The organism is Listeria rocourtiae subsp. hofi (assembly GCF_963575615.1).
GTDB lineage: Bacteria > Bacillota > Bacilli > Lactobacillales > Listeriaceae > Listeria_A > Listeria_A hofi.
The window spans coordinates 81,471-105,094 of the sequence record NZ_CAUYTL010000007.1; the positions used below are offsets into that span (position 1 = coordinate 81,471).

The window sequence follows — 23,624 nt, forward strand, 5'->3', positions numbered from 1 at the left end:
TGCTTAGAAACGAGAAACAATTTCAGCAACTAATTTTAAGAAAGTAGCTTTAACACGTTCGGCCGTCTCGATTACCTCATCATGGCTAAGCGGCTGATCTAATATTCCACAAGCCATGTTCGTCAAACAAGAAATACCAACTGTTTCAATGCCAGCGTGCCGAGCAATCAGAGCTTCTGGAACCGTTGACATACCAACCGCATCAGCGCCAAAACCACGAATCATTCGAATTTCTGCCGGGGTTTCATAGGTTGGGCCAGTCCACCAAGCGTAGACACCTTCACGCAAAGTCACATTTTGACTAGTTGCTACATTCTTTACAATACTGCGTAACCGCTTACTATATACTTCTGAAACGTCTAAGAAACGTACACCAAGTTCTGGGTTATTTGGTCCCATCAATGGATTATTTGCCGTCAAATTAATATGATCTGTAATCAACATCAAATCACCAGGATTAAAGTCTGTATTCACAGCGCCACAAGCGTTTGTAATAATTAACTTCTCGACGCCAAGCGCTTTCATAACGCGAACTGGAAAAGTGACTTCATCAAGCGGGAATCCTTCGTAATAGTGGAATCTGCCTTTCATTGCGACAATGTTTTTGCCACCAATATGGCCGATAACAAGCTCATTTGCGTGACCAACCGCCGCTGATTTTGCAAAATAAGGAATATCGTTATATGGGATATGAATCGCATCCTCAATCGTATCGGCAAAAGGACCGAGCCCTGAACCTAAAATAATCCCAATCGTCGGTTTGATTGTTGTTAATTGTTCGATATAACTAAGAGCCTCGTTAATTTGTTCTGTTTTATGCATCGTTTTTTCCTCCCCAAAATCATTAGGCATTTACAAAAAAAGTTGTAAAGCGCTTTCAGGATAATCTTAACACGGATGAATCGGAAAGTAAATAACTTTTTTTCATTTTGATAAAAAGAGTTTGAAATTGCTTTTTTGATAGGTATTTGATACATTTTATTAGAAAAGAGGAGGTCGTAATCGTGGATAGCAATATGTTGGAGGCGTTCCTGACAACGCAGAATTCTAAAGTTAAGAAACTGAAGATTTTATATAACTTGATACGAAAACACGCGGGAATTACAGTAGAAGAATTACTTGCAGAGACTGGCATGAAGCCGGCAACGTGTGCGCGCTTGCTGGATGAATTGAGTAGAGCCGATTTAATAAATAGTAGCAAGTTGGGTGTTTCAACTGGTGGACGGAAACCGATTTTATATCATATTAACCCTGAAAAATCCTATTTAATTGGAATCGAAGTGACTAATATTTATTCAACGATTGTCCTTTCCGATCTTAATTTGAAGGAGCTTGGACATAAGAAAATCAAGATGGGTGCGCCAACCTCAATTTACAATGTACTAGATATATTTGCAGAACAGTTGCTGGATTTATTGAGCGAGCACGAGAAGCAAATAGCTGAAATTCTGGGCATTGGAATATCGATTGATGATTTATTTGATCAAGTGAATCAAAATACAGAGCTCGCGCCAAGCGACATTGAGAATTATTTAGCTTCTAAAATTCCGACGTACATCATGGTTGGAAGTGGTGTGAATTTTGCTGCGCTTGCCGAATATCGTATCCATTATTGGCAGACAAGTGAACGATTCCTGATGACGACCTGTGATATTGAAATTCGTAGTGCAGAGATTGTGGACGGCATCGTGGCATCTAGTAATAATAGTATGACGAACGCGTTTGGCCACACGACTATCGACACGAACGGCTCTCGTTGCTATTGTGGCTCTTACGGTTGCCTCCATACATACAGCTCGCTACCTGCAATCAAGGCTAAAATACAACATGACTTGAAGCAGGGAAAGCCATCGATACTCACAGAGAACCTGGAAAATATAGATGATATCGATTACTTCACAATTTTTCAGAGTTTAGAACAAGACGATCCATTGTGTCATGAAATTCTGAAAAATGCGGCGTACTACTATGGTATCGCATTGTCTAATCTCATTCTAACGACGCAACCTGATACCGTTGTGTGCGGCGGGACACTGGTCCCAAAAGGCACTTTTTTCGAAGATGTCAAAAAGACCGCAGAAGAACGATTACTAGCTTTCCCGAAAATAAAAACAACGATACATCCAGCGAAAGAGTCTTATGAAATCGTGGCTCAAGGTGCGGGCGGTATGGTTTTAGAACGGTTTTTAAATTCATAGAAAATGGTACTGCATCCAATCGGTGCCATTTTTTAATTGTTTACAAGATTGATTTCTTGGTGATCACCTTTGTACGTATACAAAAACCAAGCCACATGTTCTTGAATAGTATGATCAGCAAACATCGTTCGGTGATCATATTCCGGCCCTTTATAGTAACTTTCTAAATACACTTTTGACTGATCTTTAAAAATTAAGCGTGATCCAAGAGCGCTTAAAACAGGGACGATATCATCTGAAAAACTATCATCATCTATATCACCAGCGATTGATAAAACAAGCAGTTCAGGATTGATTTTGTCACGATTATCCTCATAGCTTTTCAAAAGTGGCGTAGTGACAGGAACATCGGTAAAATCCAAATCGCCTTTGTTATCGTCTTCATCCAAATCATTATACGGTGAACCGATGGCAACTAGACGTTTCAATGTTGGTTTTGTTTGGGCAAATTTTTGCGAATAAGTCGATAATACAAGCCCGCCGTTTGAATGCCCGACGCCATCCATTTTGGTAAAATTATATTTATTCGCTAAGTCTTTTACTGCAATTCGAAGCCAATCTGTTTGTTGGTCAATCGACGCGTCAATATTATCCTCAAACCCGATTTGAATGATGGGGTTTTTCGCATTTTTGGTGAATACGCCGTGATAGATGAGCTGTCCGTCTGCTCCAATTTCGAGCTTAATTCGCTCGTTGGAAACTTTATAATCATCCATAAACGTATCACTAAAACTATCAAATGTATCGGTGTTGCCACCAGTTCCATGAACGAGAATTAGCGCGGTTTGATTGGAGAGATTCGGCAAATTTTGCATCTCTTTTTCGGTAGTTTCTGTATTTTTACAGCCTGCCATGATGAGCAGAAGCAATCCGATGCTACATAATATTTTTTTCACGTTAGTAAATCCTTTCTCTAAAAGATTATTGCACCTCATTATCTAATTTGCGTCTAATTTCACGCGCGATACACTCTACTGTATAAAGCGCTGGGAGTTGGGACGTAATATCTGCACCTTGGTAGGTTTCACGATGAATATAATAGGGGATATTAACGTCAGAAAGCCTTGCCACCGTTGATTTTTCGCTGTTAGTGATGGAGAGAATTTTGCATTGATGGGCGTTGATATGTTGAATGTATTTAATGACTTCACTCGTTTCACCAGAGACAGAGACTGCGATGATGCAAAGTTTCCCAGAAAGCCCTTTAGAAAGGTGGTTAAACGGGTGATTCAGCGGGTCCTCAATGTGGAGCGCCAATGTAAACAATGAAGAAAAATAGAGAGCACCGTATTCCGCAACGATGCCAGACGAGCCTACCCCAACAAATAAAACCAACTCAGCGTCTTTTAATAACTCGGCAGCTTGGCTAATTCGCGACTTGAACTCAATCTGGGAAGTTCGTTTTAAAAAATCAATATATGTTGTTTCATCCGCCAAATCCACTTGTGTAACATTCGCCTGTTCCGCATACATCCGCAAACGCACCCGAAACTCCGAAAAACCACTGCATTCAAATTTGCGGCAAAATCGTAAAATCGTCGCTGTACTAACATGTGTCGCATCCGCTAAATCACGAATCCGCATGAAACTAACTTTATCCAAATTGGCTGTAACGTACTTATAAATCATCATATCTACATCACCCAACTCCGGCGTTTTATCCAAAAATAGCACAACGCTCCAACCTCCTTATGAATCAACTTATATTCAAAAGTCTAGCATATAACATCTTGTGTTACAACCTGTTACTTTTGCGATACAAATTTCATCTTTGCAAACGCTTTTCTAAATGACGTAGCACTATATCAATTCGCGCAATCAACGCCTATAATAAAATCAAGAAAGCGCTATCTTTTTAGTCGTTTGAAGTAAACGAATTTGAATAATGCAAGGCGTTACAATTAAAAAGGTGAGGGGAAAAACAATGAATAAGTTTTATGCATTTTTAGAAAATCGTTTGGCGCCAATCGCAGCAAAAGTATCCGCACAACGACATTTAGCTTCTATTCGTGACGGCATCATGTTGGCTATGCCATTTTTGATCATCGGCTCTGTTTTCATGATTATTCAGTATTTGCCAATTCCAGGTTACGAAGATTTTATGACAAATATTTTCGGTTCCCAGTGGCAGGTAAAGCTTGGCTATCCTGTTGAAGCTTCCTATAACATAATGGCTATTCTAGCTTGCTTCGGCGTTGCTTACCGACTTGCGGAGAAATACAAAACTGCCGATCCATTAATGAGCGGGGCGGTTGCGCTCGTAAGTTTTATCCTAACAATTCCGCAAATCACATCATTTACACCAGAAGGTACCAAAACAGCGTATGATGTCGGCGGTGTCATCCCAACAGTTCTTACTGGAAGCCAAGGTCTTTTCGTTGCAATCATTGTAGCATTAGGCACTACAGAAATATTCCGTATTATTTTCGAGAAAAATTGGATTATTAAAATGCCAGATGGCGTTCCAGAAGCAGTTGGAAAATCATTTATAGCCCTGATTCCAGGATTTATCACGATTACGACTGTCTGGATTTTACGCTTACTTATCGAACTAACACCATTCTCTAGTATTAATGAAATCATCTCGACAATTATCGGCATACCAATGCACTATATTGGAAGCACTTTGCCAGGTATGATTGTAACCGTCATTATTATTGCGTTGCTTTGGAGTATTGGCCTGCATGGTGATGCTATCATTGGTGCTTTCACAAATCCTGTTTGGCTTGCCAATATGGACGCAAACCGAGCCGCGTTCCAAGCTGGAAAAGAATTACCAAACGTTATTACGCAACAATTTTACGAACTATGGATTGTACCCGGCGGAACTGGTGCCTTATTAGGACTCGTTATCTTGCTCTTCTGGCGTGCGAAAAGTAAACAAATGAAGCAACTTGCTAAAATTTCCGGACCAGCGAGCGTATTTAATATCAGTGAACCAATTGTGTTTGGTGTGCCAATCGTTTTAAATCCCTATTTTATCATTCCATTTGTGCTCACCCCAGTAATCCTTGTTATCATGACCTATCTTGGCATGGAATCTGGACTTGTTGCGAAACCCGCTGGTATTGCGCTCCCATGGACAACACCACCAATTATCAGTGGTTTTCTAGCAACAGGTGGCAAAATTTCCGGTTCGGTTATGCAAATTATCAATATCCTCGTAGCAATGCTCATCTACTGGCCATTTTTCAAGGTATGGGATGCGCAAAAATACAAAGAAGAACAAACAAATGAACAAGTTGGGAGTCCTGAGAAATGTTGAAAATCGCAACAATCGGCGGTGGCTCAAGCTATACGCCTGAACTAATTGAAGGTTTCATTAAACGCTATGATGAATTACCAATCAGCGAACTATGGCTGGTTGATGTGGAGGAAGGCCGAGAAAAACTAGAAATTGTTGGCGCTTTGGCAAAACGAATGGTCGAAAAAGCCGGCGTGCCAATTGAGATTCACCTTACAATGGACCGTGAAGCAGCGTTAAAAGATGCCGATTTTGTAACAACACAATTTCGTGTCGGCCGTCTCGAAGCACGGATGTTAGACGAGAGTATTCCATTAAAATACGATGTTATCGGTCAAGAAACAAATGGACCAGGTGGACTTTTCAAAGGATTGCGGACGATTCCGGTTATCCTCGACATTTGCCGTGACATCGAGCGGTTGTGTCCAGATGCGTGGCTCATCAATTTTACGAATCCAGCAGGAATGGTCACCGAAGCCGTATTACGCTACAGCAATATCACGAAAGTTGTCGGCCTATGCAACGGTCCAATCGGTATTGAAAAAGGCATTGCAAAAGAACTTGGCGTTGACATATCACGTATTTATGTCGAATTCGCCGGCCTCAACCATATGGTGTTTGCCAAAAACGTCTATCTTGATGGTAAGAATGTCACATCCACTGTCATGGAAAAAATGACAAAAAATGAAGATGGTATTTCCTTGAAAAATATTGCCGATGTCGGCTGGGACCCACTGTTCTTAAACACGCTTGGTATGATTCCAATTGGATATCTGCGCTATTACTATCAAACGTCCATCATGCTCGCCGAACAAAAAGCAACCGTTGTAAAAGAAGGAACGAGAGCAGAAGTCGTGAAACGCGTGGAAACTGAACTTTTTGAGTTGTATAGAGATCTTGATTTGGCGGAGAAACCGAAACAACTTGAGCAACGCGGTGGAGCCTACTACAGTGAAGCTGCTTGTAATTTAATCCATTCCATTTATAATGATAAACGAGACATCCAAACGGTGAATACGCGAAATAATGGTGCTATCGCATGTATTGATCCCGATTCAGCAGTGGAAGTGAATTGCGTGATTACCCGTCAAGGTCCAATACCGCTGACAACAGGCCCGCTTCCAATCGCGATAAACGGTCTTGTTCAATCTATCAAATCATTTGAGCGCTTAGCTGCAGAAGCCGCAGTAACAGGCGATTACAATACAGCCTTACTCGCAATGACAATAAATCCACTTGTGCCAAGCGATGCGATTGCGCACCAAATTTTAGATGACTTACTTGAGGCGCATCAAGCTTATTTACCCCAATTCAATAAGTAAAGAGAGGAAGATGGAACCAAGATGACCACATTAAATTTAAACGTACTAGCAGATTATGAAACGATGAGTGATGCAGCGGCAGAATTAGTCATTGAAACATTAAAAAAAGCACCCGAGAACCTCTATTGTTTCGCAGGAGGAGATACACCAGTTGGCACATTACGCCGACTTGTTACCGCGCATAAAAAAGGTGAAATTGATTTACAAAAAGCCTATTTTGTAGAGCTTGACGAATGGGTAGGTTTAGACGGAAATGACAAAGGAAGCTGTCTGAATTACTTAGAAACCGAACTATTCGGTCCGGCCGAAATTGACGCTACGCACTATCACTATTTCCAAGCCAAGTCGGTAAATTTAGAGAATGAGTGCCGAGCGGCGAACGCATTTATTGAAGCACATGGTGGGCTCGAACTTGTTTTGCTCGGTGTCGGTGTTAACGGTCATCTGGGCTTCAATGAGCCAGGTGTCAGCTTCGAAAACTACGCTCATATTATCGATCTTGACAGCACTACCCAAAACGTCGGTCAAAAATACTTCAGCAAAGAAGTCGATCGTACAAAAGGCATCACACTAGGCATCAAGCACATTCTTGAGGCTAAGACAGCCATTTTAGTCGCAAACGGTGAAAAGAAACAAGCCGCCATCGCGCACTTACTAGAAGAAAAAGTAACGAACGAATGGCCAGTAACCGTTCTGAGAAAGCATGATAACGCCCATATATTTATAGACGAAATCGCCTTGCCATAACGTAATAAACCTTGCTTTGAGATTGAATCATTGCAAGGTTTTTTATATAAAAATTGAGTATTCCACTAAAATATAGTATTCTTAAGAAAGAAATGACACATAAAGCGTTATTAGATACATAAACGTGAAGAGGGAGAAAAGCTACAATGGAGAGAAAAGACAATCTGGATTTGTTAAGGTGTTTATCAATTTTGATGGTTATTGTCATTCACGTATCTGCAACTCATTTAATTGAAAATGCGACCAAAATGAACACCAACTTTGATATCGCTAATTTTTATGATTCGATTTCGCGCACCGCTGTGCCACTGTTTGTGCTACTAAGTGGCTACTTCACCTTGCAAAAAAGTAAAAACTTAAAAATGTACTTTAAAAAATTAACAGTAGGGTTAATCATCCCAACACTCGTTTGGATGGTGCTCTATGAAATATTTGAATTTATTGATGTAGGCGGCTGGAACGGCTTTATCCAATTTATCAAAGACGGCGGATTATGGGCTGCATTTGATAACTTATTTCTAAATAATCTAGGTCGGCATCTTTGGTTTATGCCAATGTTTATTGGTTTACAAATTTTAGCACCACTACTCATTTTTATTAAGGAGAAAATGGGAGAAGTTGCTTTCTTCATTCTCGGTTTATTTTTCCTAGCTGTTGGCTTACTTGAAGCATTTTTTGCGTTCAGAGGAACAGAAATGATTGTCGCTAACTTGTTCAGTTGCGTGCTTTACTTAGGTTACTTCATCCTTGGCTATAGTTTACCGAAAACAATCCTATCTAGACTAAAGAAAGTTGTTTGGTTCGCCCTGTTCACGTTAAGCACAACAGCCATCTATTTCTTGACAGACTGGGCAATTGAAAATCGCGCAGAAATTAGCTTTAAACCGCTCTATTTTTATGATTACCTATCCATATTCGTAGTTATTGCAGCGATTTCACTTTTTATGCTGTTCACCAAAATCAAAATCCATAATCAAGCGCTACAAAAAATATCACGAGGCATCACACCGCACATTTTCTTCATCTATTTTGTGCACCTTATCGTTTTACGCTACGTCACGCGCTTTTTTGCAGAAATAATGCCGGTAGAAGATCATTTATCATGGGCTATCCCAGTGATGAGCCTCATTATTTTTATCATATCATACCTTATCAGCCTCGTATTCAGCACTATAAAGCCATTTTTCGTAAAAAAGAAACGCTCAGAGATACCCGCGTATAAAGTGTCCAGCTCTCCAATTGAAAGAATATAAAAAGAGTTTGAGTACCGTTCCTAATCAGGATACGCACTCAAACTCTTTGCTATTTCACCGTTACATAAATCGTTTTTTCTGTAGTCAATCCGTAAAAATTCGAAGCCGTGTACGTTACGAAATACGTGCCAGGAACGTCCGAGTTCAAATCGCTTGTTTTAACGTTTAGGAAAATCCTAATATCACCAGCAAGTTCGTCAATAGCAGACACGTTTTCCCAATAATCGAAAAATGTTCCACGAGTAATTGTTGCATCCTCGGCCTTGATAATAGGTCTAGCAACAACGTCTACTTCGACACGGCGCTCTTTCCAACGACCGTCACTTGCAATAGCGCGGTACGTTACGTGATACGTTCCAACTTTACTTGTATTGACATCATTTTCTGTTACAAAAATGGCATTTGTTAAATCGATGTGATTGTTATCGTCATATGCAGCTAATGAAATTGGTGGATTCATTGGATCAAAACTTGAATTCTTCTCAATGAAATACCGATGCGCATGCAAAGAAATACCTTTCATGCGATCACTGCTAGAAATCGCAAGCTTGTTCTTATGCGGAATTATTTTTGCTTTTGCCAAATTACGAGCAAGACTTGCGGGAAGGACAAGCGTTAAATCGGATGTAGCGAGGGCAGTTGTGGTAATTGTTTTATACATGTGTGTTCACTCCTAGATTATCTTATAGTCTAATTATAAACTAAAATGGAATTAAATAGTGTTTAAAAATGAACAAAATTATGTGCTTTTTGTGTCTGTTTAGACATAAAAAAGACGCAACATTTTTGGTCGCGCCTTAAAGTTTTTATTTATTTTGGAAAAACAGTGGTAAATGTTCTTTATGTGCTTCTAATAACTCATCAAGCAATACGCGAGCATCTGTGTCACTTGGTACAAGAGGATTTACAGTTAATGCCAACAAAGCTTTATCGTAATCACCAGTTACCGCAGCATCAACAGTTAAACGCTCAACCGTCTTAATTTGTTGAATGATTCCATTAATCGCTACAGGAAGATGACCGCTTGCTAGTGGAATTGGTCCTTGTCGCGTAATAACACAATTGGTTTCAATTGCAGATTCAGGATCAATATCCAAAATAGCCCCGTTGTTTCGCGTATTCACGATTTGAATATCTCGTCTATCATTGTAAATCGAGTTAATCAAATTACACGCAGCTTCACTATAATAAGCACCACCACGTTGCTCGAGTTGTTTTGGCTTATCCGTCAAATTCACATCTTTATACAGCTCGAAAAGTTCTGCTTCCACGCGTTTTACGACTTCTGCACGTGTACCATGTTTCTCGTATGCTGCTTGCTGATCTTCCAACTGCGTGCGAGTTTGCCAGTAATAACGTAAGTAATCAATTGGAATCATATTTAAAGTGCGCAAGAATGTTGCGTCCCAGCCAGTCGCATTAATATTTTTCAGCGTTGAGCCAGATTCGCCTTCTGTCATTTTGGTCACAACCTCGGCTGTTACATCCTCACCGTCTTTATAAACGGTCTTCGCGAAAACCATGTGATTCAAGCCGACAAATTCAACGTAAATATCGGTATGATCAACGCCTAAAATATCCGCAATGTTTTTCTCAATACCGATTGGGCCGTTACATAATCCAACTACTTTATTGATATTACTGTAACGAAGAACTGCCTCCGTAACCATTCCAGCAGGATTCGCAAAGTTAATCAACCATGCATTCGGGCAAAGACGCTCCATATCCTTACAAATATCGAGGATAACCGGAACTGTCCGGAAAGCTTTAAACATCCCACCAGGACCATTCGTTTCTTGGCCAACGACACCGTGCGAGTTTGGAATACGCTCATCTTTAATACGTGCATCTAATTGTCCCACGCGCAATTGTGTCGTTACAAAATCCGCGCCTTTCAATGCTTTTTCACGATCCATCGTCAAATGAATTTCCATATCCACACCAGCTTTTTCGACCATCCGTTTTGCCAAGTTACCGACGATTTCGAGTTTTTCTTTACCAGCTGGAACATCCACCAACCAAAGTTCACGTACTGGAAGCTCCTTTTGCCGTTTGATGAAGCCTTCAATTAATTCGGGAGTATAACTTGAGCCACCGCCAATTGTAGCGATTTTGATACCTTTAGACATCGATTTTTCCTCCAATATATTAAAATTTTAAGAACCTTTTGCATAACGCTTACTTCCTCCATAGTATAGGCTGAAAATGAAAAAATAGCTATTATTTCGTGGCTTTTTGTGAAGGATTTTCGAAGTTGGAAATTGTTCCTTTTTAGTAACGTCTTGTCACATTTGCAGAAATCATGCTAAAATAGCGATATAATAAAGATCGGGGGCATGAAAATGCTTTTTCTAGATAAAACAATTGAATTAAATGATACGGAAATGGATATTTATAATTATATTGCGACGAATTTAGACACTGTTATCTACATGCGGATTCGTGACTTGGCAGAGGCGACACACGTTAGTACAACAACAATTCTGCGCTTTTGTCGCAAATTCGGTTGTAGTGGTTTCTCGGAGTTTCGGGTGAAATTGCAGATGTATGCGCAGGAACGAACGAAGGTTGCGGTGGATATGTCAGATGAAACAACGTATATCGATTTTTTAAAACGAACCGCGCAACCTGAATTTAAGGCAAATATTGCAGCATCCGCCAAGATTTTACGCGATGTAGAATTGGTTTTATTTGTCGGGATTGGCTCATCAGGAATCATCGCAGAATACGGCGCCCTTTATTTTTCCTCGTTATTCACACTAGCGCTGCATATTGAAAACCCGTTAAATCATCCTTTTTACCACTTATCAAACAAAATATCAGATAAAATTTGTATGGTCGCCATTTCTGTTTCAGGTGAAAACGAGGATATTATTAAGTATATTCACCAACTCAAGACGCAAAAATGCAAAATTATTACCATCACGAATAGCGCGAAATCCACGATGGCAAAACTATCTGATGCCAATATTCCTTACTATATAAATAAAGAAATGTATCAAGATGCTGACATTACGTCACAACTTCCAGCGCTTTATACAGTAGAATGCATTGCACGGGAAATCCGAACGCAACTCGATCAAGAAGGGAAATAAGGGAAAACCCTGAGAGATTCACGAAAGCCTGTATGATATCATAAATGTTGTATATCATTTTTTTAGGAGGAATTAGATATGACGGCGATTACAGAGGAACAAAAGCAAATCGTAAAGTCAACCGCACCAATTTTAAAAGAGCATGGGAAAGAAATCACTTCAATTTTTTACAAGAATATGTTTGCGGATCATCCTGAATTACTCAATTATTTCAACCTTGCGAACCAAGAAATTGGGACACAGCCGCTCGCTTTGGCGAATACTGTTTATTTAGCAGCAGAGAATATTGAGCAATTAGAAGTACTGTTGCCACAAGTTAAGACGATTGCACACAAGCACCGTAGTCTGACAATCAAGGCGGAACATTATCCGATTGTAGGCGAATACCTATTGAAAGGAATTGCCGAGTATTTAGGCGATACAGCGACACCGGAAATCTTGGATGCTTGGGGTGCGGCATATGGCATTATTGCTAATATCTTTATCGAAGTAGAACAAGAAATGTATGATGCGCTGGGAGATGTGCAAAACCAAGGTTTTATCGAATTTAAAATCACAGAAAAACAGAAAATCGCACCAAATATTTTTACATTGAGCATGGCTCGGAACGACGGTGGCGAATTAGTTGATTTTACGCCAGGCCAGTATGTATCTCTACGCGTAAAAATAGGTGATTTATTTCACAACCGTCAGTATAGCTTGATAAAAGCCTTCGATGGGAAGACGTATCAAGTTGCGATTAAACAAGAAAATGAGAAGGATCCTGCGGGTGTAGTTTCCAACCATATTTTTGATAATTACCAAGTGGGCGATGCAATCTTAGCTACACTTCCGGCTGGGGATTTCGAACTTGACAAAGCTGCTAATCAACACGTATTTATTGCGGGTGGTATTGGGATAACACCGATAGCGGCGATGATCGATAGTTTAGAAACACCAAGTCAGGCACAACTGATCCATTGCGTAAGATCGGCGGAATATGCTTTGTTCGCAACCGAATTAAAGGCGAAACTAGGCGCTAGGTACCACCTTTTTGCAGGCGAAAATGTGACAAAGAGCGATTTAGCAACACTCGTGGAAAAAGACGTAGCGATTTACTTATGTGGTCCGGTACCATTCATGAGAGAGGTAGAGGCTATTTTGTTAGAACTTGGACATGCACAAGCTAGCATTCATTTCGAAGCATTCCAACCAGCGTTAAGTTTAATTAAATAAGTTTGAACAAAGAGGGCAATGTATTTTATCTTGTTCTCTTTTTTACGTTAAAAAAATACAAAACATAATCAAGATTTTATTTTCGAAAAATTAGTGAAATTTAGAACAATAAGAAGTATAATAGAATCTATCAACTTAAAAGGAGCTGGACTTATTGAAAGCAATTTTAACGGTTATTGGGAAAGACAATGTTGGAATCATCGCAGGTATCAGTAATGAGCTGAGCCAACTGGATATTAATATTTTGGACGTGTCGCAAACAATTATGGATGGCTATTTTACTATGATGATGATACTTGACCTCAGCACGACAAAGAAGCCTTTTGATGAGGTGAAGGAACAACTTGCGAAAAAGGGCACGGATTTACAAGTGAAAGTTAGTATTCAACGTGAAGAAATATTTAATTCGATGCATAGGCTATAGGGGGAGATGGAAAGATGGAGACGAAACAAATTTTAGAAACGATTCGAATGATTGAAGAAGAGAAGCTTGATATACGAACAATCACGATGGGGATTTCGTTGCTGGACTGTATCGATAGTGACGGTGAGACGGCGCGCGCGAAAATATTCGACAAAATCACTACATATGCGGTAAAGCTAGTAGAGACCGGTGAACAAATAGAATCTGAATTTGGAATACCAATCATCAATAAAAGAATTTCGGTGACGCCAATTGCAATAATTGCAGGAGCTTCCGGAGATAAAGACTATATTGCTTTTGCAAAAACGTTGGATGATGCGGCCAAAGCAGTAGGCGTTAATTTTATCGGGGGCTTCTCGGCTTTAGTTGAAAAAGGCTACACGAAGGGCGATGCAATCCTGATTGAATCCATACCGGAAGCTTTAGCGCAGACAGAGCGCGTATGTTCGTCGGTGAATATCGGTTCTACGCGAACAGGAATTAATATGGATGCTGTTCGAGATATGGGAAAGGTCATCAAGAAAACAGCAGAACTTACGGTCGATACACAAGGACTAGGTTGTGCAAAATTAGTTGTGTTTGCGAACGCGGTAGAGGATAATCCCTTCATGGCTGGTGCTTTTCATGGTGTTGGCGAGGCGGATTGCGTCATCAATGTTGGTGTCAGCGGACCAGGTGTTGTAAAACGTGCAATCGAAAAAGTGCGAGGTGAAAGTTTTGATAAGCTCGCTGAAATGGTGAAACAGACAGCGTTTAAAATCACTCGTATGGGTGAACTCGTTGGACAGGAAGCGTCGAAGCGATTAGGAGTTCCGTTTGGTATCGTGGACTTATCACTAGCACCAACACCAGCTATTGGAGATTCTGTTGCGCATGTTTTAGAAGAAATGGGACTAGAAACTGTTGGTACGCATGGAACTACAGCTGCACTTGCGCTGTTGAACGACGCGGTAAAAAAAGGTGGTGTTATGGCTTGCGGTCATGTTGGTGGATTAAGCGGTGCCTTCATTCCTGTTTCAGAAGACATTGGCATGATTGAAGCAGTTAATAATGGTTCGCTCAATTTAGAAAAACTAGAAGCAATGACGGCGATCTGTTCAGTGGGACTGGATATGATTGCAATTCCTGGAGATACACCAGCGTCTACAATTGCAGCAATGATTGCTGATGAGGCAGCGATTGGCGTCATTAATAATAAAACAACAGCTGTACGCATTATCCCTGCTGAAGGAACGAATGTTGGCGATATGGTAGAGTTCGGTGGTTTATTAGGCACGGCCCCTGTTATGAAAGTAAATCAAAATTCATCAGCTGCATTTATCGCACGTGGTGGAAGGATTCCAGCACCAATCCATTCCTTCAAAAATTGACGAGCGAGCGAAGCGAGGAATACTTATCTGCGTCGTTAAAGCCTGTGCTCCGATGCTCATGTACAGGTCGTACATTCCGCTTCGGTGCTCGGCTTTGCCTAGCATCTAAGCATTTCTCGCTTCGCTCTAATGTAGTGGATGCTTCTTGCTTTAAAAGACCTGAGAATCACATTTTTGCAGTTGGCGATTGTTAATGTGGTTTGATTTCACGAAGGTGGAGTTAACTGAGGATACGGAGAAATGATTGCAATGCTGGCACAATTGCTGAGAATTCTACAAAATTTGAAAGGAGAGAAAAAATGATGGATATTTTAATAACGGTTGTTATTTTAATCGTGGCGCTACTGCATTTCTATATTATGTATTTCGAAATGTTTGCCTTCACGAAACCAAGAACATTGAAGACTTTTAATATGACCAAAGAAAAAGCGGAAAATGGAAAAGAGCTTGCGGCGAATCAAGGTTTGTATAATGGTTTTCTAGCTGCTGGCCTTGTATGGAGCGTACTTTATCCTGATACAACAACGGGATTGCAAATCGCATTATTTTTCCTTAGTTGCATTGTTATCGCTGCTCTTTACGGCGCAGCAACAGTCTCGAAACGCATCTTTTTCGCGCAAGGTGTTCCAGCCATTATTGCACTAATCCTAACCTTGATTGCGATATAAAAAACGACATGAGATTAGCTTCTCATGTCGTTTTTCGTGCTACCAGTCTAAATTCTAATTCCTGAAGCGGTTGATCTTTATCATCCAATCGATTTGAAATGATTCGAAATGCATTCTCAGCCTGCAAATCAATCGGATAATGAATCGTCGTCATATCAAACAAGCGAGCGACATTATTCGTATCATCAAAGCCCACAACCGCAACATCCTCAGGAACTCGAATCCCCAGTCTCCGCGCCTCGGCAATGAATCCAGATGCCAAATAATCCGTTGGGCAAAGAATTGCGTCGGGCTGTAGATCCTGAGCTAGCCACCAATGTGCAATTTCCTCACCATGCGTAATGCGCCTTTTATTGTAAAAGTGCTCGATCTCGTTTGGGTTAAGCTCATACTTCTCACAAAAATCAGCAAAAGCCCGCATTCGCCCTCGCGTATTTTTTCCAGACATTCGCCCATAAATATTCATAATTCGCCGATACCCTTTGGCATATAAATGCTCCAAACCGAGCATATAACCATCATATTGATCCATAAAAACAGAAGCCACTTCTTGCAATTCGACACGTTCCCACGTCACAATCGGTCCATATTTTGCGTAACTCTCAATCTCATCCCAAGGGCTTAATCGCAACACAAAAACAAGCGCATCCAACTGTTTATGCCGCAACATCTCAAGTGCTTCGAGCTCTCTTGACTTATCACCATTCGTCACGAAAACAGTCACATTATATCCTTCACTCTGCGCCGCCATCGAGAAACTACGAAGAAAAACACCCATAGAACTATCAAACGTCAATGCTACGATTCCAAGCATCATCGTTTTTCCTTTTTTGAGCGAAACAGCATTACGATTCGGCGCATAATCAAGTTGATCCACAATTTCTTGTACCCGTGCCCGTGTTTCCTCACTAACATACCCGCGACCACTTACAACCCGGGAAACAGTTGCCGCAGAAACGCCAGCCAATTTTGCGATATCTTGAATATTTGCCATTTTACCCAACTCCTCCTAACTAGTATACCCCAAATCAAAAAGTTTTTAAATAACGCTTGACCTGTAATGCATTACATAAATTACAATGAAGTGGAGCAGAAATAAGAAACCGCTTTATAAAATTTTTTGGAGGTATGTGTAAATGAAAAAAGGCGTAAAAATCGTAACCATTGGTGGGGGTTCAAGCTATACTCCTGAACTAGTAGAAGGATTTATTAAACGTTTTGACGAATTGCCAATTAGAGAACTGTGGCTTGTCGATATTGAAGCAGGCCGTGAGAAATTAGAAATCGTTGGCGCAATGGCAAAAAGAATGGTGGAAGCTGCAGGAATTGATTGTGAAGTACATTTAACACTCGATCGTCGTGCCGCTTTAAAAGATGCAGACTTCGTAACAACACAATTCCGCGTAGGTTTGCTTGACGCACGTATTAAAGATGAAAGTATTCCATTAAAACACGGCATGATCGGCCAAGAAACAAATGGAGCAGGCGGTATGTTTAAAGCATTCCGTACCATCCCAGTTATTTTAAGCATCGTAGAAGACATGAAAGAGTTATGTCCAAACGCATGGCTTATCAATTTCACGAACCCAGCAGGAATGGTCACAGAAGCTGTTCTTCGCTACGGAGAATGGGATAAAGTTATCGGTTTATGTAACGTTCCAATTGGCGCAATTAAGAGTGCATCTGATGTCCTAAAAAAACCAGAAGAAGATTTATTCTTCAAGTTTGCTGGGATCAATCATTTACACTGGCACCGTATTTTTGACAAAGATGGCACAGAACTTACAGAACAAGTTATCGACGGCCTTTATGCGCCAGATGCAAACCCAGAAAAAGTCGTGGAAAACATCAAAAACATGCGTTTCCTATATGAACAAGTTCGTAATTTAAAAATGTTGCCGTGTCCGTATCACCGTTATTACTACATGACAGATGATATGCTAAAAGAAGAAATAGAAGCATTCAAAACAGAAGGAAGCCGCGGTCAAGTTGTAAAACGCTTAGAAGAAAGCCTATTCGAACTTTATAAAGATCCAAATCTGGATCACAAACCAGAAGAACTATCAAAACGTGGTGGAGCACATTATAGTGATGCTGCTTGCGAAATCATCAATTCTATCTACAACAACAAAGGTACAATGATGGTTGTATCCACGCGCAACAATGGGGCAATCGATGATGTTCCATATGATAGTGCAATCGAAATTACAAGTGTTATTCGTGCACACGGAGCAGAACCGGTGAACTTTGGTAAATTCCCACCAGCACAACGCGGATTGCTACAAGTCATGAAAGCAATGGAAGAATTGACAATCGAAGCAGCAGTTACAGGAAACTATGATACAGCACTTCAAGCATTCACACTAAATCCAATAGTACCAAGTGGTGACATTGCCCAAACAGTACTAGACGAATTACTAGAAGCACACAAAGAACATTTACCACAATTTTTCACAAAAGTAGAGGCATAATTAAGGAAAAGTCCACAATTCATCGCGATTTGTGGACTTTTTAAATACAATTAAATTTCATATCGAAACGAATATTGTGAAAATATGTTCCGAATGCGAGATGTTTATAAAAAATTAAAAGTCTATACATACCAAGTGTGTACGGCGTTTCCTTTCTTTACACAGAGCACTTCTATGTGTGTAAACGCTTTACTTTCACAAATAAACCTACTCCTATGAAGCGCTTCCAGTGTTTTTGTGGATTCTAAAAAAGTTGGCACGCTTTTTGCAATATAATTATGTGAATCCATAAAACCTTAATCCGAATATGAGAGGAGGGCATCCCTAGCCATTCACAGGTCGCATGGAGGTTGTTCGCATTCAGGCTTAAGAAAAGCCAAGATACTCAATAAGCTCAAAACGAAAAAGGGTATCCATTGAGAAGAGTCTATTTGAGGAATGTCGATAAACCACAAATCGTTTCAAAATAGGGAGGATAATTATGAACGGACTAACTAATTTTTTAGAAAAGTATTTTGTACCAGTTGCGGCTAAAATTGGCTCGCAAAAACATTTAGTTGCGCTTCGTGATGCATTCATTTCAACAATGCCTATCACAATGGCCGGCTCAATTGCAGTTCTTTTAAATGCATTTTTTAGGGATTTCCCAACGTCATGGGGTTGGACAGGGTTTGTCGAAGCCATGCAACCACTTATCGGTGTTAATGGATATGTTTGGGCAGCGACTCTTGCAATCGTTTCCTTAGTATTCGCAGTCTCATTAGGTTATAACTTATCAAAAGTGTATGAAGTTGACCGCTTAGCCGGTGCGCTTGTTTCACTTGCAGCATTCGTTATGAACTTGTCACAAACAGTAGCGGTAGATCCAATCAAAAACGCGATCTTAGCAGCTGATCCAAAAGCAGACGTTTCGATGATTCAACCAGTTTGGGGATTCCTCGATTTAAATCAAGTAAATGGTACAGGATTGTTTACAGCCATGTTATTCGGTTTTATTTCTACTATTATCTATGCAAAATTAATGCGTGCAAACATCACTATCAAAATGCCGGATTCCGTACCGCCAGCAGTAAGTAAAGCATTCGCAGCGATTATTCCTGCATTAGTAGCACTTTACATCTGTGCAATTATTGACTGGTCATTTGTTAAAATTACAGGTCTTGATGTCATCACTTGGATTTCTAAAACAATTCAAGAACCGCTACTTGCTTTATCACAAGGTTACGGTGCGGTGCTATTAGTAACATTCCTAGTGCAATTACTATGGTTCTTCGGTATTCACGGGCCAAATGTATTGGCACCAGTTCTAGAATCACTTTGGGGTACAGCGCAGCTTAACAATATTAATGAAGCAGCAAAAGGTGTTGCAGGATCAGACCTTCCATACCAATGGGTTCGTGGCTCATTTGATGCTTATGTATGGATGGGTGGTTCAGGTGGTACACTTGTACTTATCATCGCTCTACTCATGTTCTCTAAACGAGCGGACTCGAGAACTGTTGCAAAACTGTCGCTCGGGCCTGGTATTTTCAATATCAATGAACCAATCATGTTCGGTTTGCCGATTGTATTAAACTCAATCTATCTCATTCCATTCATCATTGCACCAATGGTAATGGTTACAGTTGCCTACTTTGCAACTGTGTGGGGACTTGTTGCACCAGTCAAAATTGCCGTGGTATGGGTAATGCCACCGCTAGTTAACTCATTCCTCGCAACTGGAGGAGACTGGATGGCGCCTGTCATATCACTCATAAATATGGTTATAGCCTTCTTAATCTGGGTACCATTCGTCATCACAGCAAACAAAGTTGGAGTACCAGAAGAAGAAATGAAAGCCTAAGGCCTTCAGCGGAACGAGAACTACTCATTTCCGTCGTTAAAAGCTCCGCTCCGATGCTCATGTACAGTCGTACACTCCGCTTCGGTACTCGCTTTTGCCTAGGAACTAAGCAGTTCTCGTCCCGCTGAGGTTTGGAGGCACGAAGTGGCTTTGTTCAGTAATAAGCAAAATATAGAGAATTAATTTTTAGTCTGATATCATCCATTTTGGTGGTATCAGGCCATTATGTGAAATCGTGTTTAGTTGATTCTTTACACTCCACACACCGAAAAGTATAATAAAGGTAATATGTAGAAGGAGGTAATGAAAATGATCGTAATTAGTAGTCCTATGAAACGAGATTTTTTTGTAGAAACATTAGAAAGTTATAATGAAAATGGTGTCACTTTTAAAAAGGTGGACGAAAAAGGGATTAAGCTTTATTTTGAAACTACTGCTGAGGATGAAGAAGCGGCAGTTAGAATCGCGAAAGATGTTATGAAAGCCACGGATATTGGCGCTGTTCTCTACTTCCAGGTTACTGTGGAGTAATGATGAAAAGTGCATCAAACGGACTATTTATAATGAGCCTTGGTTTAATTATTATCGTATTTAGCCCTTCCATGGGTGGGAATTCGACTAATTTGCCAATGATGTTTACTGGAATTTTAGTAGTTATTTTGGGAGGACTCATGGTTTTCCTGAAAAAGAAGAAAGATAAGAACTCATAAAAGGGAGATGGCGTTATGAACGTTTCCAAAAAATTATACATCTCGCAAAAAGAATGCTTTCATACAATCGCAAAGTCAGTTATTTATGACGTGAAGCAGTCAACCGGAAAAAATCTACCGATGCAAAAACTAAAAGGATTGAAGTATCGTAGAACGATGTCTAATGGCGCTGCTGTTGAAACCAAGATTACCGAGTTTCAATTTCCAAATGTATACCAATTCGAAACAACGAGTCGCGTAAACCTTCACAGAACAACTTACACGGTCACTGAAATTAGTGATCATGTCTGTGAAGTCACATATAAAGAAGAAATTGAAGCAGAAAAATGGTTACAGAAAATGAACAATATGTTGGTAGGTACCATTTTCGCATTTTTAAGGAAAAAAAGGGTAACACGTTTGTTAAAAGCCATGGAAGATTCGGTGATTACAGCAAGCAAATAAAAGGGGATCATAAGGCGGTATTACCCCAATAATTGTGGTATCCCAAGTGCCATCAATAAGAAATATCGCTTTTTGATATAGAGCAAGAGCAGTGAGGCATGTCTCACTGCTCTTGTTCGTGGCGTTTGTACTCTATTTTTCACTATAGTATAATACCTAAGAAAGGGAATCACGGAAAAAACATAGCTTTTTAGGCTACAGAGGAGAATTTTTATTATGAACGCACCAGAAAAGAGGAAACAACTAAAGCATCCGTACCTGGTTAGATCGCTTCGAACACTTGGTTTGGGTCTGCTTTTATCCGTTATTTTGCATATTTTGCTAGATGCATCGCTAAGTGGATTCAACCTATCAGCTACTTTCGAAATGATTAAAACATACCCGATTCCATTTCTACTGGGAATCCTAGTTCTCATGCTCGTATACTTATTTCTTATCTCGCTCATTGGAAACGTGTGGGCAAGTAGTACCGTTTTTGTTGGAACATCTATCATCGTAGCTTTTGCGAACAATCAGAAATTTTTAGAGCGTGGCGAACCTCTTTACCCGCAAGAATTCGAGATGATTACGCAATGGCGTTTCATGCTTTCCATGCTCTCCACCTGGCTTGTAGTTCTTTTGTTTTTCGGAATAGCGTTGATTATTGCTATTGCTTGGACACTAGATCGCTACTCCCGCAAAATTTCAGCCAAGTACTATGGACGTGATTTCAAATATTGGGATCGAAAAACACTCCTTATCCGTGTAGCAGGACTTCTATTCAGCGGAGTACTATTATTCTCGCTTACGAACTTCCAAAGCTCAGATAACTGGCTTAGAAAGGCCTATAACATCGATGCCCAGTGGAAAGACGTGGATCCAAAAGAAAGCTATCAGCAATACGGCTTCGTCGGCGGCCTCATTTATAGCGCTACAGCGAACATCATGGATAAGCCAGTCAATTACACCGAATCACATATAAAAGAAATTACCCAAAAGTACAGCAAAATCGCGGATCAAATAAATGAAACGCGCAAAAACAAACCAATGAATGACGTTAATATTGTCTATGTAATGAGTGAAAGTTTCAGTGATCCGACAAGGCTTCACGGAGTTACAACCTCGTCAGATCCGATTCCGGAAACCCGTAAAATCATGAATGAATACCCATCCGGATACAGTTTATCACAAGGATACGGTGGCGGAACAGCCAATATTGAATTCGAAGCTTTGACAGGTCTTTCTATGTACAATATTAATCCGCAAATCACATCACCATATCAAATGTTTATGTATCAGAAAGAGAATTTCCCATCCTTAGTTAGCTCGTTAAAGCAAAACAAGTATGAAACAATCGCCATCCATCCATTCAAGCCATCTTTTTACAGACGCACGGATGTATACAACGCTTTGGGGTTCGATAAATTTATTAGTCGGGATGAAATGACACATACCGAAACTTTAGACGACAGCGAATATATTTCAGATGCATCAGCATTTCAAGAAACATTAGATCACTTAAAAGCGAATAAGACATCGACCTTCGTCCATCTTGTTACGATGCAAAATCACATGACCTACTGGGACAAATATATTAATACAATAGCGGTAGAAGGGGTACCAGAAAAAAATAAGCAAGATGTAGAAACTTATCTTCAAGGAATTAAGTATTCCGATGACGCTCTGAAAGACTTCCTGGCAGAACTCGACAAAATGAAAGAAAAGACGATGGTTGTTTTCTGGGGAGATCATTTACCGAGCGTATTTCCAGAAGAAATAGTGAATCAGAATACAGAACGAACGATGCACGAAACACCACTTTTTATGTATACAAACTTTGACCTGCCAAAAAAAGATTATGGAACAATAAGCCCAATTTATTTTGCTCCAAAAATGCTTGAACTTACCGATAGCAGAGTTTCACCATACTATGCCTTGCTAACCGAAATGAGCAAAGAAGTACAAGGTTTAGAGAAAAACGTCTTAATAAACGGTGAAAACCAAACAATTATTGAAGATCAGTTATCACCGAAAGCAAGAGAGTACCTAGAAGACTACAAATTAATTGAATATGATTTGGTAGCTGGCAAGGGCTACTCCAAATCGACACTATTTAAAGATGAATAAAACATACTAAGATTAGTAGGTAAGACCACGGCCATGGTCTTGCCTACTATTTTTTTGTTATAGTAGTTGTGAAGTATAGATCGACCAGCCTCTTGGGCTTCGAGCCCGTATAAAAAACGGATCTACTTTACTACTTTATCAAGAATCAGGTTTAAGTATGTTGGGTCCTTTGAGATCGTGTATAAGAAATTGGAATCGATAAAGTTTAGTAAAGCACTTCGATAAAAAGAAAGGAGTAGGTAAACATGCAGACAATTATTGCATTTGATGTCAGTATGGGAAAAAGTTACATGGTTATTTACCAAGATGGACAATGTACAGAGGAAAGAGAAATTCAGCATAATAAGGAAGATTTTCAAACCTTATCTGCCAGCATTCAATCATTTTTTGTAAGGGATACTCAGTATCCAGAAATCGTGTTTGAGGCTACGGGCATGTATTCTAAAGTCCTTGAATCTTTTATGCAAGCCAATCAATATCCTTATTATCTACTAAATCCTTTAGAGGCTAAACA

The 23,624-nt window shown here is 40.0% G+C and carries 23 protein-coding genes; 17 read left to right on the plus strand and 6 right to left on the minus strand.

Features of this window, described 5'->3' with window-relative positions:
• Positions 1–3: 3 nt before the first annotated feature.
• Positions 4–822: a purine-nucleoside phosphorylase gene (locus R8925_RS05335; protein ID WP_430534878.1), complete on the minus strand. Its 819-nt coding sequence runs from the start codon at positions 820–822 to the stop codon at positions 4–6.
• A 182-nt stretch (positions 823–1,004) separates the two neighbouring features.
• Between R8925_RS05335 and R8925_RS05340 the strand changes: the two genes are divergently transcribed.
• Positions 1,005–2,198, plus strand: a complete 1,194-nt coding sequence (locus R8925_RS05340; protein WP_430534879.1) for an ROK family transcriptional regulator — start codon at positions 1,005–1,007, stop codon at positions 2,196–2,198.
• A gap of 32 nt (positions 2,199–2,230) precedes the next feature.
• Here the strand turns inward: R8925_RS05340 and R8925_RS05345 are convergent, their stop codons facing one another.
• Entirely contained in the window at positions 2,231–3,094 is an 864-nt protein-coding gene (locus R8925_RS05345; protein WP_430534880.1) for an alpha/beta hydrolase, read from the minus strand.
• 25 nt (positions 3,095–3,119) lie between these two features.
• Positions 3,120–3,872 carry a MurR/RpiR family transcriptional regulator gene (locus tag R8925_RS05350; RefSeq protein ID WP_430534881.1) on the minus strand — a complete coding sequence of 251 codons (753 nt, stop codon included), beginning with the start codon at positions 3,870–3,872 and terminating at the stop codon, positions 3,120–3,122.
• Positions 3,873–4,122: 250 nt separating this feature from the next.
• Between R8925_RS05350 and celB the strand changes: the two genes are divergently transcribed.
• The 4 genes from celB (at position 4,123) to R8925_RS05370 (ending at position 8,764) form a co-directional block, all read left to right on the plus strand.
• Complete coding sequence (celB, locus tag R8925_RS05355) at positions 4,123–5,463, plus strand: PTS cellobiose transporter subunit IIC (protein ID WP_430534882.1); 1,341 nt, start codon at positions 4,123–4,125, stop codon at positions 5,461–5,463.
• Positions 5,457–6,764 carry a 6-phospho-beta-glucosidase gene (locus R8925_RS05360; protein WP_430534883.1) on the plus strand — a complete coding sequence of 436 codons (1,308 nt, stop codon included), beginning with the start codon at positions 5,457–5,459 and terminating at the stop codon, positions 6,762–6,764. The genes celB and R8925_RS05360 overlap by 7 nt, the downstream gene beginning before the upstream one ends.
• A 21-nt stretch (positions 6,765–6,785) precedes the next feature.
• Positions 6,786–7,511: a glucosamine-6-phosphate deaminase gene (locus R8925_RS05365; RefSeq protein WP_430534884.1), complete on the plus strand. Its 726-nt coding sequence runs from the start codon at positions 6,786–6,788 to the stop codon at positions 7,509–7,511.
• A 146-nt stretch (positions 7,512–7,657) separates the two neighbouring features.
• On the plus strand, positions 7,658–8,764 hold the full coding sequence (locus R8925_RS05370; RefSeq protein ID WP_430534885.1) for an acyltransferase: 1,107 nt from the start codon (positions 7,658–7,660) through the stop codon (positions 8,762–8,764).
• A gap of 49 nt (positions 8,765–8,813) precedes the next feature.
• Here R8925_RS05370 and R8925_RS05375 read toward each other — a convergent pair whose 3' ends face one another.
• Together R8925_RS05375 and R8925_RS05380 are read right to left on the minus strand one after the other, a co-directional pair.
• Complete coding sequence (locus R8925_RS05375) at positions 8,814–9,425, minus strand: immunoglobulin-like domain-containing protein (protein ID WP_430534886.1); 612 nt, start codon at positions 9,423–9,425, stop codon at positions 8,814–8,816.
• Positions 9,426–9,570: 145 nt separating this feature from the next.
• Entirely contained in the window at positions 9,571–10,893 is a 1,323-nt protein-coding gene (locus tag R8925_RS05380) for a 6-phospho-beta-glucosidase (RefSeq protein ID WP_430534887.1), read from the minus strand.
• A gap of 213 nt (positions 10,894–11,106) precedes the next feature.
• On the opposite strand from R8925_RS05380, the gene R8925_RS05385 reads away from it, so the two are divergent.
• The 5 genes from R8925_RS05385 to R8925_RS05405 all read left to right on the plus strand — a co-directional run bounded on the left by R8925_RS05385 (position 11,107) and on the right by R8925_RS05405 (position 15,536).
• On the plus strand, positions 11,107–11,859 hold the full coding sequence (locus tag R8925_RS05385; protein WP_430534888.1) for a MurR/RpiR family transcriptional regulator: 753 nt from the start codon (positions 11,107–11,109) through the stop codon (positions 11,857–11,859).
• Between the two features lie 78 nt (positions 11,860–11,937).
• Positions 11,938–13,074: a globin domain-containing protein gene (locus R8925_RS05390; RefSeq protein WP_430534889.1), complete on the plus strand. Its 1,137-nt coding sequence runs from the start codon at positions 11,938–11,940 to the stop codon at positions 13,072–13,074.
• Between the two features lie 154 nt (positions 13,075–13,228).
• Positions 13,229–13,498, plus strand: a complete 270-nt coding sequence (locus R8925_RS05395) for an ACT domain-containing protein (RefSeq protein ID WP_430534890.1) — start codon at positions 13,229–13,231, stop codon at positions 13,496–13,498.
• 14 nt (positions 13,499–13,512) lie between these two features.
• Complete coding sequence (locus R8925_RS05400; RefSeq protein ID WP_430534891.1) at positions 13,513–14,868, plus strand: PFL family protein; 1,356 nt, start codon at positions 13,513–13,515, stop codon at positions 14,866–14,868.
• Between the two features lie 302 nt (positions 14,869–15,170).
• Positions 15,171–15,536, plus strand: coding sequence for a DUF1304 domain-containing protein (locus R8925_RS05405; protein WP_430534899.1), 366 nt, complete (start codon positions 15,171–15,173; stop codon positions 15,534–15,536).
• Positions 15,537–15,558: 22 nt separating this feature from the next.
• Here R8925_RS05405 and R8925_RS05410 read toward each other — a convergent pair whose 3' ends face one another.
• Positions 15,559–16,530 (minus strand): LacI family DNA-binding transcriptional regulator, encoded by a 972-nt coding sequence (locus R8925_RS05410; protein WP_430534892.1) that lies wholly within the window; start codon positions 16,528–16,530, stop codon positions 15,559–15,561.
• Positions 16,531–16,672: 142 nt separating this feature from the next.
• Here R8925_RS05410 and R8925_RS05415 point away from each other — a divergent pair, with 142 nt between their 5' ends.
• From R8925_RS05415 to R8925_RS05445, 7 genes are all read left to right on the plus strand, one after another.
• Positions 16,673–18,007 (plus strand): 6-phospho-beta-glucosidase, encoded by a 1,335-nt coding sequence (locus R8925_RS05415; protein WP_430534893.1) that lies wholly within the window; start codon positions 16,673–16,675, stop codon positions 18,005–18,007.
• Positions 18,008–18,488: 481 nt separating this feature from the next.
• Positions 18,489–19,850, plus strand: a complete 1,362-nt coding sequence (locus R8925_RS05420) for a PTS sugar transporter subunit IIC (RefSeq protein WP_036071113.1) — start codon at positions 18,489–18,491, stop codon at positions 19,848–19,850.
• Positions 19,851–20,159: 309 nt separating this feature from the next.
• Positions 20,160–20,381, plus strand: coding sequence for a hypothetical protein (locus tag R8925_RS05425; protein ID WP_036071111.1), 222 nt, complete (start codon positions 20,160–20,162; stop codon positions 20,379–20,381).
• Positions 20,381–20,560, plus strand: coding sequence for a DUF3188 domain-containing protein (locus R8925_RS05430; protein WP_243832146.1), 180 nt, complete (start codon positions 20,381–20,383; stop codon positions 20,558–20,560). Before R8925_RS05425 ends, R8925_RS05430 begins: the two co-directional genes overlap by 1 nt.
• A gap of 15 nt (positions 20,561–20,575) precedes the next feature.
• Positions 20,576–21,004, plus strand: a complete 429-nt coding sequence (locus R8925_RS05435; RefSeq protein ID WP_036071109.1) for a DUF3284 domain-containing protein — start codon at positions 20,576–20,578, stop codon at positions 21,002–21,004.
• 216 nt (positions 21,005–21,220) lie between these two features.
• The gene (locus tag R8925_RS05440) at positions 21,221–23,110 is read left to right on the plus strand and encodes an LTA synthase family protein (protein ID WP_430534894.1); all 1,890 of its coding nucleotides are present in this window, start codon (positions 21,221–21,223) and stop codon (positions 23,108–23,110) included.
• A gap of 245 nt (positions 23,111–23,355) precedes the next feature.
• Positions 23,356–23,624: IS110 family transposase (locus R8925_RS05445; protein WP_430534895.1), on the plus strand; the 269-nt coding region annotated here is incomplete at its 3' end.

Bases quoted from the DNA above. Each gene is read 5' to 3' on its own strand.
- R8925_RS05430 (WP_243832146.1), top strand. From the start codon at position 20,381: ATGATGAAAAGTGCATCAAACGGACTATTTATAATGAGCCTTGGTTTA.
- R8925_RS05385 (WP_430534888.1), top strand. From the start codon at position 11,107: ATGCTTTTTCTAGATAAAACAATTGAATTAAATGATACGGAAATGGAT.
- R8925_RS05420 (WP_036071113.1), top strand. From the start codon at position 18,489: ATGAACGGACTAACTAATTTTTTAGAAAAGTATTTTGTACCAGTTGCG.
- R8925_RS05335 (WP_430534878.1), bottom strand. From the start codon at position 822: ATGCATAAAACAGAACAAATTAACGAGGCTCTTAGTTATATCGAACAA.
- R8925_RS05390 (WP_430534889.1), top strand. From the start codon at position 11,938: ATGACGGCGATTACAGAGGAACAAAAGCAAATCGTAAAGTCAACCGCA.
- R8925_RS05360 (WP_430534883.1), top strand. From the start codon at position 5,457: ATGTTGAAAATCGCAACAATCGGCGGTGGCTCAAGCTATACGCCTGAA.
- celB (WP_430534882.1), top strand. From the start codon at position 4,123: ATGAATAAGTTTTATGCATTTTTAGAAAATCGTTTGGCGCCAATCGCA.
- R8925_RS05415 (WP_430534893.1), top strand. From the start codon at position 16,673: ATGAAAAAAGGCGTAAAAATCGTAACCATTGGTGGGGGTTCAAGCTAT.
- R8925_RS05370 (WP_430534885.1), top strand. From the start codon at position 7,658: ATGGAGAGAAAAGACAATCTGGATTTGTTAAGGTGTTTATCAATTTTG.
- R8925_RS05365 (WP_430534884.1), top strand. From the start codon at position 6,786: ATGACCACATTAAATTTAAACGTACTAGCAGATTATGAAACGATGAGT.
- R8925_RS05410 (WP_430534892.1), bottom strand. From the start codon at position 16,530: ATGGCAAATATTCAAGATATCGCAAAATTGGCTGGCGTTTCTGCGGCA.
- R8925_RS05380 (WP_430534887.1), bottom strand. From the start codon at position 10,893: ATGTCTAAAGGTATCAAAATCGCTACAATTGGCGGTGGCTCAAGTTAT.
- R8925_RS05375 (WP_430534886.1), bottom strand. From the start codon at position 9,425: ATGTATAAAACAATTACCACAACTGCCCTCGCTACATCCGATTTAACG.
- R8925_RS05425 (WP_036071111.1), top strand. From the start codon at position 20,160: ATGATCGTAATTAGTAGTCCTATGAAACGAGATTTTTTTGTAGAAACA.
- R8925_RS05435 (WP_036071109.1), top strand. From the start codon at position 20,576: ATGAACGTTTCCAAAAAATTATACATCTCGCAAAAAGAATGCTTTCAT.
- R8925_RS05405 (WP_430534899.1), top strand. From the start codon at position 15,171: ATGGATATTTTAATAACGGTTGTTATTTTAATCGTGGCGCTACTGCAT.
- R8925_RS05440 (WP_430534894.1), top strand. From the start codon at position 21,221: ATGAACGCACCAGAAAAGAGGAAACAACTAAAGCATCCGTACCTGGTT.
- R8925_RS05400 (WP_430534891.1), top strand. From the start codon at position 13,513: ATGGAGACGAAACAAATTTTAGAAACGATTCGAATGATTGAAGAAGAG.